General features: G+C 55.5%; 15 protein-coding genes. 4 read left to right on the top strand and 11 right to left on the bottom strand.

Annotated features, from left to right (window positions below):
• Positions 1 to 128: 128 nt before the first annotated feature.
• The 6 genes from SH467x_RS11965 to SH467x_RS11940 all read right to left on the bottom strand — a co-directional run bounded on the left by SH467x_RS11965 (position 129) and on the right by SH467x_RS11940 (position 6,543).
• On the bottom strand, positions 129 to 1,025 hold the full coding sequence (locus tag SH467x_RS11965) for a LamG domain-containing protein (RefSeq protein WP_482367352.1): 897 nt from the start codon (positions 1,023 to 1,025) through the stop codon (positions 129 to 131).
• Positions 1,026 to 1,037: 12 nt separating this feature from the next.
• Positions 1,038 to 2,360, bottom strand: a complete 1,323-nt coding sequence (locus SH467x_RS11960) for a DUF1501 domain-containing protein (RefSeq protein WP_482367351.1) — start codon at positions 2,358 to 2,360, stop codon at positions 1,038 to 1,040.
• Positions 2,361 to 2,373: 13 nt separating this feature from the next.
• The gene (locus SH467x_RS11955) at positions 2,374 to 4,596 is read right to left on the bottom strand and encodes a DUF1549 and DUF1553 domain-containing protein (RefSeq protein ID WP_482367350.1); all 2,223 of its coding nucleotides are present in this window, start codon (positions 4,594 to 4,596) and stop codon (positions 2,374 to 2,376) included.
• A 132-nt stretch (positions 4,597 to 4,728) separates the two neighbouring features.
• Positions 4,729 to 5,559, bottom strand: a complete 831-nt coding sequence (locus SH467x_RS11950; RefSeq protein WP_482367349.1) for a c-type cytochrome — start codon at positions 5,557 to 5,559, stop codon at positions 4,729 to 4,731.
• Positions 5,560 to 5,599: 40 nt separating this feature from the next.
• Positions 5,600 to 5,845: an anti-sigma factor family protein gene (locus tag SH467x_RS11945; protein ID WP_482367348.1), complete on the bottom strand. Its 246-nt coding sequence runs from the start codon at positions 5,843 to 5,845 to the stop codon at positions 5,600 to 5,602.
• A 74-nt stretch (positions 5,846 to 5,919) separates the two neighbouring features.
• Positions 5,920 to 6,543, bottom strand: coding sequence for an RNA polymerase sigma factor (locus SH467x_RS11940; protein WP_482367347.1), 624 nt, complete (start codon positions 6,541 to 6,543; stop codon positions 5,920 to 5,922).
• 210 nt (positions 6,544 to 6,753) lie between these two features.
• On the opposite strand from SH467x_RS11940, the gene SH467x_RS11935 reads away from it, so the two are divergent.
• The 3 genes from SH467x_RS11935 (at position 6,754) to SH467x_RS11925 (ending at position 9,718) form a co-directional block, all read left to right on the top strand.
• Positions 6,754 to 7,332, top strand: a complete 579-nt coding sequence (locus SH467x_RS11935) for a rhodanese-like domain-containing protein (RefSeq protein WP_482371368.1) — start codon at positions 6,754 to 6,756, stop codon at positions 7,330 to 7,332.
• Positions 7,333 to 7,455: 123 nt separating this feature from the next.
• Complete coding sequence (locus SH467x_RS11930; protein WP_482367346.1) at positions 7,456 to 8,859, top strand: MBL fold metallo-hydrolase; 1,404 nt, start codon at positions 7,456 to 7,458, stop codon at positions 8,857 to 8,859.
• Positions 8,860 to 8,899: 40 nt separating this feature from the next.
• Positions 8,900 to 9,718, top strand: a complete 819-nt coding sequence (locus SH467x_RS11925) for a sulfite exporter TauE/SafE family protein (RefSeq protein WP_482367345.1) — start codon at positions 8,900 to 8,902, stop codon at positions 9,716 to 9,718.
• A 59-nt stretch (positions 9,719 to 9,777) separates the two neighbouring features.
• On the opposite strand, the gene SH467x_RS11920 is transcribed toward SH467x_RS11925, so the two are convergent.
• From SH467x_RS11920 to SH467x_RS11910, 3 genes are all read right to left on the bottom strand, one after another.
• A complete protein-coding gene (locus SH467x_RS11920) occupies positions 9,778 to 11,076 on the bottom strand; it encodes a beta-ketoacyl-[acyl-carrier-protein] synthase family protein (RefSeq protein ID WP_482367344.1) in 1,299 nt (432 codons plus the stop codon).
• A gap of 8 nt (positions 11,077 to 11,084) precedes the next feature.
• Positions 11,085 to 12,059, bottom strand: a complete 975-nt coding sequence (locus tag SH467x_RS11915; protein ID WP_482367343.1) for a serine O-acetyltransferase — start codon at positions 12,057 to 12,059, stop codon at positions 11,085 to 11,087.
• Between the two features lie 164 nt (positions 12,060 to 12,223).
• Complete coding sequence (locus tag SH467x_RS11910) at positions 12,224 to 13,381, bottom strand: ADP-ribosylglycohydrolase family protein (RefSeq protein WP_482371367.1); 1,158 nt, start codon at positions 13,379 to 13,381, stop codon at positions 12,224 to 12,226.
• A gap of 217 nt (positions 13,382 to 13,598) precedes the next feature.
• Here SH467x_RS11910 and SH467x_RS11905 point away from each other — a divergent pair, with 217 nt between their 5' ends.
• Positions 13,599 to 14,294: a dioxygenase family protein gene (locus SH467x_RS11905; RefSeq protein ID WP_482367342.1), complete on the top strand. Its 696-nt coding sequence runs from the start codon at positions 13,599 to 13,601 to the stop codon at positions 14,292 to 14,294.
• A gap of 103 nt (positions 14,295 to 14,397) precedes the next feature.
• Here the strand turns inward: SH467x_RS11905 and SH467x_RS11900 are convergent, their stop codons facing one another.
• Both SH467x_RS11900 and SH467x_RS11895 read right to left on the bottom strand, forming a co-directional pair.
• Positions 14,398 to 15,738 carry a Gfo/Idh/MocA family protein gene (locus SH467x_RS11900; RefSeq protein ID WP_482367341.1) on the bottom strand — a complete coding sequence of 447 codons (1,341 nt, stop codon included), beginning with the start codon at positions 15,736 to 15,738 and terminating at the stop codon, positions 14,398 to 14,400.
• A 148-nt stretch (positions 15,739 to 15,886) separates the two neighbouring features.
• Positions 15,887 to 16,954, bottom strand: coding sequence for a formylglycine-generating enzyme family protein (locus tag SH467x_RS11895; protein WP_482367340.1), 1,068 nt, complete (start codon positions 16,952 to 16,954; stop codon positions 15,887 to 15,889).
• Between the last annotated feature and the right edge of the window lie 46 nt (positions 16,955 to 17,000).

Below are 17,000 nucleotides of genomic sequence, written 5' to 3'. Positions count from 1 at the left end.
CCGGTCTAGCCAAAGGGAGGGTCGATGCAAGCAGCATGCCAAACGCAAAACACCACCCGCTTTGTCCATTCTGCACCGCAACCGATCCGACGCGCGGCGTCTCATCAGCCAAAGTGGTGCATCGCCATTCACCGAAGGCCGCGAATCCCCTCAGGGAGTTCAACCAACGTCCGAATCTGCTCCGCCGTCAAAGCGCGATCGAACACGGCAAGATCGTCCAAGTGCCCCATATAACTGAGCCCGATCATGATGGCGGATTGCTCGTCCTGCCAAGTAAACGTCTGCACGCGGGAAGACAACTCACCTGCGAGAATCCCATTCAGATAGAGCCTCGATACCCCGGTCGGCTTTCCTGTGTTGAAACCATGGAGAGTGAAGGCCACATGCGTCCAGTCCCCCGAATGAAAAGGAGCATCCGTCACCGTTACCAGAGGGCGTTCTTCAGCTGGAATGCTTTCAAAGGGTCGTCCGCTCGGGTTCCATACTTTCTTGTCCGCATAGACTCCCAAACGAAATGGAATGCGATCGCCTCTCTTCTCAAACTCCACAAACGCAGCCGCATCATCCCACTGCTTCGACGTGATTTGGATGGGATCGCAGAACCCTTCCCGAAGTTCGCGACGCGGATCGGTGCGAAGCCAAAACGAAACCGTGCACTCCCAATTGGATTTGGGCTCGGGAAGATTTTTCGATCCTTGATAGAAAACAATCGGTTGGATCGCTTTCTGAAATCGAATCGCGCCGCCAAACTTGCCTTGATCCGGTTCGTGCGTCACGTTTCCTTCTGGTGGAAGGCCGATGATGGCACTGTCTCGTTTGTCCGAGGCGGCCGCTGTTCTCAGCCTCTTATCCCCTTTTGCAAAGTCGGCGTCGACCTGTTGATCGAAAGAAGCGTGAAAAGTGAGTGCTGAACGAATGCTTGCACCCGAGCCCTCTTGCCCAACGGCGAATGGGTACGGAGCCGCAAAGCCAGTTCCTATCGCGAGCAAGCCACACGCAATACGAAAACCCAGCCGGCGCTTCATGTCTGACTTCCCTTACATCAATTCCGTGATCGGTGTGGCGTCGCTAACCAGGTGAGTCGGTCGACCTGCAGGTGTGTAATAGATCTTACCCGGATCGATTCCAAGTTTGCGATAGACGGTCGAAACGTAGTTCTCGGGTGATAGAACTCGCTCGATCGGCGCATAGCCCTGACGATCCGTTGCACCGATGACTTGACCACCTCGAGCGCCGCCTCCTGCGAACAAGATCGACATGGCGTTGGCCCAGTGATCGCGCCCCGGTTTGGTTTGCCCGGCCAACGTGCTGATCTTCGGTGTGCGACCGAATTCGCCCAACGCGATGACCATGGTGTTTTCCAGCAGACCGCGTTGTTCCAAATCGTTGATCAACGTCGCGACGGTTTGATCCCAAGAAGGCAACCGCTTTTCCAACGCCCCGAACAGATCGGAGTGATGATCCCATCCCCCATCGTAGATCGTCACAAAGGGGACGCCGGCCTCGACAAGCCTCCTGGCGAGCAACGCCCGTTGACCAAAGGCATTCCGACCGTAGGCGTCTCGAATCACATCGGGCTCGGAGTCGATATCAAATGCCTTTTGAGCTTCCGGAGTCTGGACCAGTTCGTATCCCTGTTCGTAGTTGTCGTCGTAGGCAGACACAGGATCAATCGCAGCCCCGACTTCGAAGCGTGGCATGCGATCGACAAGCTTTCGCAAGTCCTTGCGGGCGGCAAATCGGTCTTCCGCAAGACCACCAGGCAGCTCGACATCCCGCACTCGAAAGTTCTTGCTGTTGGGATCGTTCCCGACGATGAACGGTGCGTACTTGGCTCCCAGGAAATTCGGCCCTCCCGATCGGGACATCGAAGGCATCGTGAAGTACGCCGGCAATCCGTGAGGGGCGCTTCGCTCATACGCGGCAACCGAACCAAGACTGGGGTGAAAACTCACGAACGCGCCACAACCGACAGGAATTCGTGGAGGAGCACCAGTCATCATGTAATGGTTGCCGGCTCCATGATTCCCTTGGTTATGGCACACGGATCGAATGATCGCGTATTTGTCCGCCATGGAAGCGAGTTTGGGCATGTGCTCGCAAATCTGAATTCCAGGCACATTGGTCGAGATCGGGCGGAAATCCCCCCGGATCTCTGACGGAGCATCCGGCTTCGGATCAAATGTCTCGAAGTGAGTGGGGCCACCATCCATCCAAATCAAGATGCAATTGCATCGCTTACTCGGAGCCCCTCCTTTGGGAGTGTCCGATGCCGTCGCGTTGCGCAGCGCGAGGAGATCCAAAAAGCTTCCGCCCGCTAACCCCGCCAGTCCCAATTGCAAATAGGTTCGTCGCTTCATGGTCATCATCCTCTTAATCAATAAATAAAAACTCGGGCGAGTTGATCATCGACCAAACAATATCTTCCACCCAGCGTTTAGCCTCGGGCAGATCCTTCCGTATGCCGAGCAGCGTCTCCGTTTCTTGTGCACTCGGCAATCGAGCGTAGAGCTGCAAATAGATCTTTCGAAGGGCGATCTCGGGCGAAGACTCCTTGGCCCACGTCGCGCAGTTCCCTTCGGCTGAAGTCAATCTCTCCTGAATTTGACTCGAGTTCATCAAGTGAAGGGATTGGGACATCGTCGTGTCACCGATCCGTTCACAAGGCGGGTCTTGATTCGGGTCGGGACGGCTAAACGCATCGAGGAAATCCGAATTGATCCGGAATGTCCATAGCTGCACAGCACGCGTTCCGTGAGGCATTCCCGAAAAAGAAGTCGGCACACCCGTAGCATCCGACACCGCATCCGCTAACACCTCGGCTCGCATCCGCCTCCGAATATGTTTCGAAAAATTGCGTTGATCGAATGCGTTGCTTTCATTGGGAATCGACGAAAGTCCATAAATGTGGCTCGAGAAAATGGCCTTCAAAAGCTTTTTGGTATCGAACCCAACCGCTTTGTAGTGCTCGGCGATCGCCCCCAAAAGGGGAGCGTTGCTGGGTGGGTTGGTCGCTCGGAAGTCGTCGACTGGATCGACAATTCCCATCCCCATGACTTCACCCCAGACTCGGTTCGCCGCTGCCCTCGCAAAGTAAGGATTGTCGGGTGACACCAGCCAATCTGCCAAGGAGATCCGAGGGTCTTCGTCCTCCGAAAGCGAAACGGGTTCCTTCAAAAGTGGCTTCGGTGCAAGCACTTGTTGGGTGAGTGGATGGCGGACTTCCCCTTTGGTTTTCACAAAGAAGATTTCTTCCCCGCCCGAAATGGGTGGAGAGAGCCCGACCCCCTTGTGCCCAATCTTGGAAAAGAAGGATGCGAGGCCATAGAAGTCCGATTGACCGTAGACTTCGAAAGGATGCTGGTGGCATTTCGCGCATTCCAATCGAACGCCGATAAAGAGTTGGCTCACCACGCTGGTGATCTCATCGGGCTCGCGCCGGTCTCGAAAGAACGTGGTTGCGCCGTTTTTCCAAGTGCTCCCCTGGGCGGTCAGCAATTCGCGTACAAAACGATCGTGGGACCAATTCTGCCGAAACGCTTCTCGCAACCACAAATCCAAACTGTAGGTGGCTTTGATGCCAACACGATAAGGATTCGGGCGCAGCAAGTCGGCCCACTTGTTGGCCCAGAAGTCGGCATACTCCGGTTGGTCTAATACGCGATCGATCCACCGAAGCTTCTTATCGGCATTCGTGTCGGCGAGAAACTCTTCGACTTCCGCTGGAGTCGGGACCCGTCCGATGGCATCCAGATAAATCCGGCGAAGCCAGGTGGTTTCCGAGGCGGGTTCGCTCGGGAGCATGTCCAAGACTTGGAGCTTTTGATAAACGAGATCGTCGATGAAGTTCTGTCGCGGGAGATTGTCGAAGGCTGCGTCAGGAATCGATTTGGCCTTGAGAACCGCGGTGTTCCAGGTGGTAATCTGCCCCATGAAACGAGCCATGATGGTGGCTTCGCCCACATGTTCGCCCGCCTTCAATTTCCCTTCCTTGATTTGCATGATCCCTGAGTCGCTCGATTGAAACGCGGCAACATGGGTCACATCTTTGACTGTACCGTCCGAGTAAGTCGCTTCGACGTGCAAGTCGATTTCTTGCTTGGGAGATAAGGTCGTGGGATCTGGCTGGATTCGCAACGAAGCGAGGGTAGGATCCTCCGGAGTGGCTCGCTGCATCCCAGTCTGAATCCAACTGACGATCGTCTGGAAATCGGCATCGTTCGGTCGGATCCGGATTCCGCCCCCGTGCGGCTCCCTGCCAGTCGCCTTGGTGAGAAACAGACTTTCCGATGGGACGGCAGCGTGGATCCGACGCCCGCGCGCATTCTTGACGACCGAATCGAAATCCATGTTGGAGTCGAAGCCGAACAAGGAGAGAGCAAATCCGTTTTGACCTCGCGACTTGCCATGGCAAGGTCCCGAGTTACAACCCCGTGCGGTCAAAATCGGCTGGATATCCAGTTCGAATTTCGGAACGTAGCCGGAATTGGGATCGGCTGCGATCGACCGAGAAACCGAGTTGGCCCACGCAACAACCAGGGCAAGCCAAGTCAGTGCGAGGACAAGCATCTTTCGTGCAAAGAACGGGACTGGCATAGGAGGGGTTGTCAGAAAGACAGGGTGGGTGGGAGGGGGAACCTGCGACGGGTTCTCTCTTAGTATACACCGTCCCGCATCTGTGTGCCCAGACTATTCCGAATGGCCAAAAACGAAAGGTCGAACGACAAGCTACGGCTTTTCGCCGTTGTAAACGCCTGTTTCCGAAGGGGGAGGTAGGTGGGCGGAAAGATCGAAGCGGGGACGCGAGTGGCTGTTGACGAAGACCGCTATGTCGATCGCTTCCTGTTCCGTAAGGGTAGCATCGTCTAACGGCATGGCGACCTTCAGCCAAGCTCCCAAGTTTTCCACTTTTGCCAGCCCTGCCCCATCGTTGTAAGAGCGTTCCCCCCAAACCGGTGGGTTGTCGGTGTCCCCTTTTCCATCGGACAAGTGGCAATCAGCGCATCGCTTGGCATAAAGGGATCGTCCCCGTTCAAGACTCCCACTGTTTGGCTTGGCGGCTAGATGCGGTACGGCTCGAGGACCAACCGGCCTTTGAGCATTCATCCGCATCGGTTCCCCTTGGGACAACCAGGTGATGTAAGCCTGGATAGCGATCGAGACTTTGCTGCCCAACGGAGGACGGACTCCATTGCAGCTCCTCATGAAACAGTTGAGGATCCGATCTTCCAAAGTGACTACGGTCTTTTCACGAGGAGCCCATGCGGGGTAGGCTGTGGCCGTTCCCAAAAAGCTGCCCGCAGATGGATGCCTGCCATTTTGCAAATGGCAGCTCGTGCAGTTCAAGTCGTTGCCGAGAAAGGGCTTCGAAAGGGGATGCTCAGTTGTCTTTTCCACAATCGCCTCGCCTAGCCGAACCCATTCCCCCAACTCACCAGGGGGGAACTGAGAGGTGGCGGTCGATTTCTCCTGCGCAAAGGACGGGGCAAAGAGCATGCTCGACGCGACAAGCCCCCACGCTGCAAAACACCGACGGAGCAAAACAGGTATTCGCGTCATTTCCATTCCTTTCAAGCTCCGTTGCGGGCGAAGAAAACCGTCAGCTCTTGCCAAAGGTTTCCAACCATTTGGATTGCAGGGAGGACTGCAACCGATTCTGAAATTCGGCAGGCATTTCGTACGGAACCCCTGCTTTGTACAACGCGATGGTATGACGGATATTGTCGACTACAACTTGGCATGGATTGCAACCTGCCAAGTGCTCTCCGAACTCCTCGCAAATCTCGGTAAGTTCCGCGCCGTCGACGTATTCATTCAATGCTTTGAGTAATTCTTCACACGTCATAGTTTTGTCCCCGCAGATTGGCAACCTAGTGAGTTGGATCTGCGAGAGGGGAAATAGTTACAGGAAATAAAAGATTAATCGTGTTTGTGATCGGGAATCATCACTTGGGTTTCATCCCCAAAGCGACGTGTCAAAATCTCGCGCAGCGCAAGCCGCGCGCGAAGCAAACGTACCTTGACCGTCGATTCGGTTAACCCCAACGCCTCCGCTGTGTCGCGAACGGAAAAGCCTTCGATGTCCCGCATCACAAAAACCGTTCGATACTTGTCGTCCAATTGGCGCAAGGCTGTTTGGATTTCGCGTTGCACTTCTGCATCGGCTGCGATCACGTCCGCCGGGCGGCTCCAAGGAGCGATGTACTCGGGGTGGGGCATATCGGAGTATCCGTCCTCATGAGCGTCGTCGAGCGAAAACGCGGCGTGCCCCTTTCTCCTTCGAATCACTTTCAACGCAAAATTGCTCGCGATTTTCAACGCCCAAGTCGCCAACGATGATTCCTCGCGAAAATCGCGAAGGTGTTCAATCATCGCTACAAACGTTTGCTGCGTGACATCCTCCGCATCCTGCGACTGATGCAGCATTCGGTACGCCAATCCGTAAACGCGAGGTTGTAACGCCGTGATCAGCGACTGGAACGCTTGAAAGTCACCTTGCTTCGCGAGCCGCAAAAGCTCAGTGGCTTCTGGTTTTTCGTCCAATTTATGCTCCCGAGTGGATGGATTCGTAGCAGGACTGTCTACATGTTCCCAAAACGCGTTCCGGTAGGAATCTTCTTTTTGCGGAAAAGATTGTAACCAATTTCGAATGGCTTGCTCTACCCTCTTCGTAGCCAGTCGAAATGGCACGTTCGAACGGAATTCGTTCGGTGTTGTTCGCAACTTACTTTCTTCACAAGGTTCACGATGACGATGAAAACGATTCAAGCTAACGAACTCCATCAATTGATCCAATCGGGTGAGACGATCGATTTGGTCGATGTCCGAACGCCTGTTGAGTTTCGCGAAGTCCATGTGTCGGTCGCTAAGAACATGCCGCTCGACCAGCTTCAAGCAAATGAAGTGACGGCGGGGCGCAAATCCCCTAGCGACAAACCGATTTATGTCATCTGCCGCTCTGGTTCGCGTGGTCAGCAGGCTTGTTCGAAACTTGAGCAAGCGGGATTGAATGTCCTGAATGTCGAAGGGGGCACCAACGCATGTGTTGCAGCCGGGCTGCCAGTGGTCCGTGGCAAGAAAGCAATGTCGTTGGAGCGACAAGTTCGCATCGCCGCTGGATCGCTCGTATTGACCGGTGTACTGCTCAGCATCTTCGTCCACCCCTATTGGATCGGCCTTTCCGGGTTTGTTGGTGCGGGATTGATCTTCGCCGGTGTCACCGATAGCTGCGCTATGGGCATGTTGATCGCCAAGATGCCATGGAACCGTGTTGCTGCTAGCAACTCGAGCTCGTCCGCCAGCTGTTCGGTCAGCGCGCCTGCTCACCGATAACGATGCTCACCGATAACGATGCTCCACAGCGATGCTCCATAGTGATGACTTGTATTGCCATCGTTTCGCTGTGGATGCTTGAACGACTTACACGTACATACAGAGACTGATCTGAGATTTACCATGTTGCTCAAATATTTCTACGACAAGTCGCTTGCTCATGCCTCGTACATGATTGGATGCCAGCGATCGGGGGAAGCGATCGTGATCGATCCCGGACGCAATATCGCTCCTTACCTCGAAGCCGCTGAAGCGGAAGGACTGAAAATTACAGGCGCTGCCGAGACGCACATCCATGCCGACTTCGTCTCAGGTTCGCGAGAGCTTGCAGAACGCGTCGGTGCAACGCTTTATTTGTCCGACGAGGGGCCAGACGAGTGGAAGTACTTGTTTACCGACAAACAGACGACGACTCTTCTCCACGATGGCGACGCGTTCTATGTGGGAAAGGTCAAACTCGAGGTCTTGCATACCCCCGGCCATACGCCCGAGAGTATTTCGTTTGTGTTGACCGATGAAGGTGGCGGTGCCAATGTTCCCATGGGGATCTTCACGGGCGATTTCGTCTTCGTGGGGTCGATCGGTCGCCCTGACCTCCTTGAATCCGCAGCGGGAGTGATAGGAAGCGCTGATGTGGGAGCGCGTCAACTCTATCGTTCGATCGAAAAGTTTCGATCGCTCCCAGATCACTTGCAAGTCTGGCCTGCTCACGGCGCCGGGAGCGCCTGCGGGAAGGGACTCGGTGCGATCCCCTCTTCGACAGTGGGATACGAAAAGCTGTTCAATCCCGCATTGCAGTTCCACGAGGAGGAATCGTTCGTCGAATACATCCTTAAAGACCAACCCGAAACGCCCTTCTACTTCGCCAACATGAAGCATGTGAACAAGGCAGGGCCCGAACTGATCGCGCATCTTCCTGAAGTCAAGAAACTCTCGCCCCAAGAAGTCGCTGAGCTTGCACCGGTTTATGTTGTGTTCGATGTCAGACCACCGAAGGAGTTCGCAGCGGCTCATGTGCCTGGCACGATCAATTTGCCCGAGGAAACCATGGTGCAGTGGGCAGGTTTTCTAGCAGATCACCGAAACCCGGCATACCTGATCGCTTCACCCGATCGCTTGCAAGCGATCTTGGTCGGAATGCGTTCGATCGGGATCGATTCCGTGCGTGGCTTTGCAGATCTCAGCGAAGTATCGAAATCGAATCAAATGACAGAGAGCTACGCCTCCGCATCCCCGAAGGATCTCTCCGATCGAATTCGATCCGGAGAAGTCCGAGTGCTGGATGTTCGTGCAGAAACGGAGTTTCGAGAGGGGCATATCGACGGAGCGGAACACCGGTTCTTGGGTCGACTTCTCAAAGAGCTCAAAACCATCGATCGATCGAAGCCCTTGGTCGCGCAATGCTTGGGCGGCGGGCGCTCTGCCATCGCTACTAGCATCTTGCAAAGAGAGGGATTCCAAGTGACCAACATGGAAGGTGGTTACCGAGCTTGGGTCGCATCCGGACTGCCGACGACCGCCGCATAGTGCATGACTACTCGCCCCTTCGACCTAGGAATTGAAAGAAATGATGATCGTCATCACGCTCTTAGCTGGAGCCTTGGTCGGCTTCTCCTTGGGGCTGACCGGAGGTGGAGGGGCGATCTTCGCAGTCCCGCTCTTGGTGTACCTCATCGGTCTACCAGCGCGAGAATCTGTCGGCGTCTCGCTTCTTACCGTGGGTACAACCTCGCTCGTCGGCTTCCTCTACCGAGCAAGGAAAGGGCAAGTTGAAATGCTAACCGGCGTTGTGTTCGCAATCGCCGGAATGATCGGTGCACCGATTGGTTCAAGAATAGCCGATGCCATCCCCGAAAACATCTTGATCGTTTTCTTTTCCATTTTGATGATAACGATTGCTGGTCGCATGGCATGGAAGGCAAACGGAACGTCTACCCATCTGCCTATTCTGCCGCACCGCGATGATGATGAGGGACCAAGGTGTAAACGCGATCCGGAGGGAAAGCTGCGAATGACATCTCCCTGCGCCATTCTCCTGGCGACGGTGGGATTGAGTGCAGGAGTGCTAACTGGCATGTTCGGAGTCGGAGGAGGCTTTATCATCGTTCCCGCGCTGGTGACCTTTGCGGGATTGGGTATGCAAAGGGCGATTGGGACCTCGCTTCTCGTGATCACCTTGGTCAGCTTATCAGGAGTGGTTTCGCAAGTAGCCGCGGGGCGTCATCTCTCCGTCGAAATCGCTTCGCTCTTTACCGTGGGAAGCGTTCTCGGATTGTTTGCAGGAACGGCATTGGCGACTCGCCTGGCTGGTCCCATTCTGCAGCGGATCTTCGCGGTAGCGATCCTGGCCGTAGCCTGCTGGGTGCTCTACCAAGCCCTCATCTGATGCGCTTTCTCTATTCGTAGGATGCTCCGAGGATTGGATTAGTCCGATCCGTTCGAAGCTCAACTCGAGACGCTGATGAGAACGCCGGCGCAGCGTCCGGCGGGGGTATGGGATAGCTTCACAAAGGAATTGGCCACGCGCGACTTGGGCGTCCCGCAGATGACGTCGATGGGGCAATTCGAATCGGTGCTGGAATGATTGGTGGTCGGAGGGATGATTCCCACTCGCATTCCCTTTAACGACGAGATGCACTCGAGAAGCCCGGAGGCGCTAATCGAATCGCCGAACGCACCTTTGTAGGAAACCGCCGGCACTCCGGGGAGTTGCGATGCGATACCTCGAGCCTCCGCCGCATCTCCGAATCGGGTTCCGTTGGCCGACGCGTTGATGTGATCGATCTGCTCGGGACTTGCTCCGGAACTTTGGAGCAAGGCTTGAAGAACGGTGGTCGTAGCGCGTTCGACTCCCCCCCATCGGCCAGTGGAAGAGGGGCTAAACCGGCTAACCCCAGCTCTCACCGTGGCCAAGATGGGAGCATGGCGTGCAACTGCATGTCGACGTCGTTCGAGGACGATGCACGAACTGGCTTCGCCCGGGACGGTTCCGTCGCGAAGGGAATCAAAGGGTTTGCAAGCGGCTGCACCGTCTAGGTGACGGCGAGAAAAGTCCTCTTCGTGGCGCTGCAGGAGACGAGAGGGATTGACGCGCGAGGCCGTCGAGCCAACGAGCATCACATCCGCTTTGTCTCGAGCAATCACGTTGATGGCTTCCAACATCGCACCCAAACTGCTGGTCCCCTCGGTGGTCACCGTGTTGTTTGGCCCCCGAGCGTCGAGCGCAATGCCGACGTGGCAGGCCGCCATGTTCGGAAGAGATTTGAGCATCCAGAGGGGGTACATGTTCTCCATCGCTTCGACCGACCATCGATCGTGAGGCATGACGCCGTCGAGAGCGCAGCGCCGGACGATATCCTCGACGTCTTGAAGATCACTCAAGATGATCTCACCGGAGAAAACAGTGCCAATGCGATCGGGTTCGACGACCCCAGAAGAGATGCCTGCAGCTTGGCAAGCTTGCATGGCAGAGCCGAAAGCAAGCTGGATCTCGCGACACATCACCTTGATGGCTTTGCGAGGTTGCACGTGCAGCTTGGGATCGAATCCCTCGATCGTGGCCCCCAACCAAAACGAGCCATCGACTCCCCCAGCCGGTTCGATCACGCGAACTGCCGAGGTGCCTTGAGCAAGCTTCTCAAAGTGCTCGGTTACATCATGCCCCAGAGGGGAAAAGGCTCCCATTCCGGTGATAACAATATCATCGCCCGACTCGGCATCGTCTTGATAAACCAGACTCGACACAATAACTCCTAGATCTGGTAATTGAGCTCGGGCAAAATGTCCTCCGTGGTGCTGCGAATCCGAAGCTTGGGTTTTTCCAAAACCACTGTGGAATGAGGAGCAACACTGCTCGTGACCCAGACGCTTGATCCAATGACGCTATCGTGGCCGACGGTTGTCCGACCACCGAGAATGGTTGCGTTGGCGTATATCACGACTCGATCTTCAATCGTGGGGTGGCGTTTCGCACCTCGCACGAGCTGACCGTCTGCATCGGTGACAAAACTCAACGCCCCTAACGTCACTCCTTGGTAGATCTTGACTCGATCTCCGATTTCACACGTTTCCCCAATGACAACGCCCGTGCCGTGATCGATGAAGAAATACTCGCCGATCTTAGCACCGGGATGGATGTCGATCCCCGTCTGCTTGTGAGCCCATTCGGTCATCATTCGCGGGATAAAGGGGACACCGAAATGGACCAACTCGTGTGCGATCCGGTAAATGGTGACCGCCTCCAAACCGGGGAAGCAGAAGATGATTTCGTCTCGGTTGGTGACGCTCGGATCCCCTTCGTACGCCGCTTCCACATCCTTGGCCAGCATGGCTCGAAGAGCCGGAATGCGTTCCAGCAGCGCAATGGCGATGAGCTGTCCGCGGGCTTCGTAGTCCTCTTTTGAATCGCAGGGGTTCGCCAGCTTCGATTTGCTCTCGACGCGATCGGCATGGAGCAGGGCTCGAGCGATCTGCGTGGTGAGCCGATCGTGCAACTTGTCGATTAGATCTCCCACGTGGTAACTGACGTTTCCAGCATGAAGACCCTCTCGACGGCGAAAGCCCGGGTAAAGAATGTCTTTAAGGTCCTCGAGAATCTCCAAAATAACGTCGTACTTGGGGAGAGGACAATGTCCCAAATGGTTGATGCGGTCGTGGGGCGTGTAGGTCCGGACAATCGCATCGGTCAGACGCGGCAATTGTTCTTTCAATCGAAAATCGGACGCCATGATGGGAATCGCTAAGGTTGGGAAACGAGAGCGTGGCGGGACTCGACTCGCTCGCCGGGCTCTGTTCATGTTCGGCACCGCGAAACATGCGAAGTCAGTGTTTCCGTCAGAAGCCGAAGCGGTTGCCCATATTACCTAGCCATCCTCTTTTAAGCAAACAGACTCTAGCGGTAGGGGACAAGCCTCGATGGGATCCGAATCGCCAGATGAATCAGTTTGAATAAAGAAAACGAGGCGTTTCGAAGCAACTGTCCGAGGATGCGGGAAGGCTGCGAACGCGCCTTTTGAATATCTTCGACGCCATGGGGCCAGTCTTTGACGCGGTTGATCAAATCCTCGCGCCAGTCCTTGTCGTGTGGGAACAAACGGATCCGTTTGAGCCACTCAGGCGGAATACCACGCTTTCCAAGGGTCGTGCCACTCAGCGCTCCGACCAAGGCCGCGGCAGCCGAGCACTCCCCTCCTAAAAGGACCGTTCGCTCGACGGCGAACCGAAATCGGTTGGGATGTCGCAACCAAGCGTAAATCGCGATCAAGGCTATCGCGCGCAAATCGCTCGGAATTCCGTCGCCCCAACCCATCGACTTGGCGGCGCGACCGACACTTAACCCTTGTTTCCAACACCCTCGCAGCTTCTCAAGCCCCTTGCGTAACTCGTCGTCTTCGGTCGTCCCCTCCAGCTTGGTGAACGCGTCGATCGGCGAAAGCGGGGTCTCGCTCGGGTCCATCATCTGTGCGAGCTGCGTAGCGTGTGCGATGAGCAAACAAGATCCGTCGGCCCTGCTATCGCGCGTGGAGATGCGAGCGCTTTGCTCGATCCAGGGAAGGGCATGCTGAGAACCTTGAATCAACAGGCTGATGGAAACACTGCGAATCAATGGGTCGCTCGCCAACCCCCTCGGCATGACAATCCTCTCGGTCGAAGCAAGGGCGGGACGAAGCGTCCTGCCTAGGGCTCGGATAGGGAAAGAAATGCGATACCAACTCAGTCGACGCTGCAGCTTGCGACCAAAAGCTCGGTAGTCGGCGCGGGATTCCAACATCGCTTGAATGGCCATCAACAGGCCGTGCGTCCGTTCCGCTGGTACGCCCACTCCGGGCTGAAACTGAAAGCGAATCGGCGTGGCCCCGAAAATCTTGAGAGCGCGGCGACGTGGCATGCGGTCGCGCGGGATCGCCAGTGCCTCGCCGATCGCACACCCCAGAATCATCCCCTCGACGGACTTCTCCCGACGACTCGAACTAGCGACCCACCGCCAGGAAACGGAAGTCTCCTGGGGCGACGAAGGGGCTTGTGAAATGGATGGTTCGGTAGGGCGCACTTGCAAAATTCAATCCTGGCTAACCTTAAGGAAGCTTGTCCCAAACGGTCGATCGACTCAAAGCTAGAACACAGTGAGTCGGGAGGAAAGCCTCGGTGGAACTTCCTCGATTAGTTCGACAATGTTTCTCGGACGATCCGTTACAATTAAAATAACCGACTGGGTCGAGCCCGTTCCCTACCCAGAATATCTTTCTTCTCCAATCAAGGGCAATCCGATGGCGAACTCCAGACGTCTTTTCCTTCGAGCAGCATCCGGTAGCGGATTGCTGGGAATCCTTTCTGCACGAAACGGTTGGGGACACGATCGCGTTTCGACACCTAGCCAAACGAAAGGTCCTTTCTACCCGATCCCCGAAATTGAAAAACAACCCTTTTTCGACTTCGACCTCACACGCCGGGATGACAAGTCCCCGATCGCCGACGGCGAGATCATCGCCATCGGCGGTAAAGTCGTCAGCCACTCCGAACGCCCTCTTTCGAAAACCATCGTCGAGGTTTGGCAAGCCTGCAAGACGGGACGCTACAACCACCCACAGGACAGCAACGATCGACCGATGGACCCTAACTTCCAGTACTGGGGAAGATTGGTGACAGGGGACGATGGGGCTTTCCGCTTCAAAACCATTCTACCTGGCAAATATCCAGGCAGAACCCCGCACATCCACTTCCGAGTCGTTTCTCCGGATCGCCCCGAACTGATCACCCAACTCTATTTCGGTCAATTCGAGGAGTGGAATCGCAAAGACGGAATCTACATGTCGCTCAACGTGGCACAACGGGATGCCGTCACCGCTCACCTCGAGAAAAAGCCGATCGACCCAACCAAAAAAGAGGGGGAGCAATTGCTTACCGGAGACTTCACCATTGTTCTCGGGCCTCTGAGCGATTCGAAATCAACCCAACCAATGTAGTGATTTCGCTCTCCGCGGAATCCACATCGGATCATCTAGAAACAAGAGAGCGTGCCGCACCGGCACGCTCTCTTGTTTTTTGAAGCGACCATCGAAATAGAGCTTAGCTCTGATACTCTTGATCGGTCACGATTCCAGGCTGCGGGACGGGATAAAGTCCGTTGGCGAGAGGCTGCAAAGGGGCCGGGCTATCGAATGTCAGATTCTCAATCCCCGGTGCAAACTCGTGCTTGCAGTTGAGCATGTCGTCATACGTGATCTCTTGCCCGGTATGGGCTGCCATGCGTCCCATACTGGTGACCACCGACGCTTGAACACCCCGCTCTACTTCGTTGTAAGGCTCGTTGTCGCGAATGGCGGCGATCAAGTGATCCCATTCCAATTGATAAGGACTCTTCTCGGGCTGAGGGAATTCCCACACCAATTCACTTCGCTTTCCAATGTTTTGCCCGCTGTAAATGCGGCATTTGGCAGGGGTATGCGCTGCGGTGGAAATGACCGCCGAGCCTTTGGTCCCATGGGCATAGCTGGCAAACTCGTTCTTGCATCCAGGAATGGTCCGGCCATTGAGCAGGAGTTTAGTTCCGTCAGCGAATGTGTACTCAACCGAGTAGCTGTCGAAGTTTTGGTCGACGTCGTCGTTGCGATAATGACGCCCCCCCGACGCGACTGCTTTCACAGGCCAAGCATCCTTCATCCAGCAGCACTCATCGATGTTGTGGATCAAGAAATCGCTGTAGGCTCCACCGCTGGCCCAAAGAAAACCGTGAAAGCGATTGATTTGGTAGAGCAACTCGCTCATCCCCTCCGGCTTCTTCGTCGTCGCAGCCGAACCTGTCGGACCTGCCATGCGATACGCCCGCAACATGAGAATGTCACCGATCTGCCCGTCCTTGATGCGCCTATAGAGCTCGCGACGCGCGTCGCAGTGACGGCACATCAGACCGATCCCCACCTTGAGATTCTTCTCGATGGACTTCTTGGCCAACTCCAACATCTTCACACTGGATGGTCCGTCGACGGTCACGGGCTTCTCCATGAAGACATTGACTCCCTTCGAAATCGCATACTCAAACTGGACCCAGCGAAAAGCCGGCGGAGTTGCCATGATGGCGATGTCGCCTGGTCGAAGACAATCGATGGCTTTCTTGTAACCGTCGAAATCGATGAACTTCTTATCGTCCGGCACCTTCACCTTGTCCTGAAATTGCTTGCTCAAGCTCTCATGACATTGCTTCAATTTGTAATCGAATACATCCGCCATCGCGACCAATTCGATCGGTCCGTTGTCGACCGACAACGCATTGGCTGCGGCGCCCGATCCTCGGCCACCACAGCCAATCAACGCGACGCGAATGGTGTTGTCCTCACCCGCATGCACGCTTCGAGCTAAACTCGAAGCGGCCAAGCTCGTGGTCGCGGCCACTGCCGTGGACGTTTTCATGAATGTTCTGCGAGTCGAATTGGGAGAATCTGGGGAGAGGGTCATCGGTGCACCGTATTGTTAAAAAGTGAGGTAGGAATTTGAGGCAGTACGAGGGCTAAACGGAGTTTCGACAGGGTTTCGCCAAGGGAAAGAAATGAGCAGACCTCTACCGCTCAAGCGGCACAGGTCTTTCTTTTTGAATCGGTTCGGAATACTCCCAGAACTTTTCCTTTTCTTCAGCTGTGGGCTCCTCCAGAGGACGGACGACTCGGAATCCGACATGCAGTGCGTCGGTGAGATACCAAATGCTCACGGGAACCTGGGGGTCTTGCGCGATCCAGTCCTCGGTCGATCCCTCCTTGGCGGCGCTGCGGCAGTCGACAGGCGTCTTGTCCCATCCCCCGCCCCGGACAACGCGGGGATACAAAACCATCGGGACCAACAATGGATTCTTGTTGCGGAGCTTATCAAGCAAAAAGCCATCGGGCTGGTGCTCGTCCAACACCCACTCCGCGACATTGCCATGCATATCGTGCAACCCCCAAGGATTGGGTTTCTTCCGCCCGACTTTCTGATACTTTTCTTCCGAGTTGTCTTCGAACCATGCGTATTCCTCGAGCAACGCGGGATCGTCGCCAAACGAATAAGCCGTGGTGGTTCCCGCGCGACACGCGTACTCCCACTCCGCTTCGGTCGGGAGACGGTAATAACGACCTGTCTTTGCCGTAAGCCATTTGCAAAAGGTTCTCGCCGCATGCTGGGTCATGCAAATCGCTGGATATCCTTTAAGCCCCATACCAAACGACATATCGCAATAGGGCTTGGTGGGCTGGCTCTTCTGATAGGTATCCGCTAGCTTGTCGCGAGTCGTTTCTTGAAGTTGATTGACTTCACGGGCGAAAACGTCCAAGTCCGACATCCAGACGTCATAAACGTCCCAGGTGATTTCGTATTTGCCCATCCAAAACGGAGAGATCTCGACCTCGTGTACCGGTCCCTCGTCCGCGCGGCGACCAGGTTCCGTTTCCGGGCTCCCCATTTGGAATTTGCCCCCAGGAATGGGAAGCAACTCGAACGTAGCATTGGTGTGCTCAATCCGTTCCTTGTAAGGCTTCATGCTCGCAGCATCGGTTGCTTCCGCATCCTTCACCGGCAAAACCTTGCCCGTTTCGTCTGCGAACGCAGCGGCCGCCGACAAGACACCCAACGCCCCAGCCCAGAATAACTTGTTCATTCCTTCAACTCATCGATAGTGAAAACGTTGCACCGAAGCAGACAAA

It is taken from the genome of Brakhagea slesvicensis (assembly GCF_052161625.1).
Classification (GTDB): Bacteria; Planctomycetota; Planctomycetia; order Pirellulales; family Pirellulaceae; genus JBKCUI01.
Note: the sequence above shows the minus strand (reverse complement) of the source record. Positions and strands in the feature narration are given on the sequence as shown.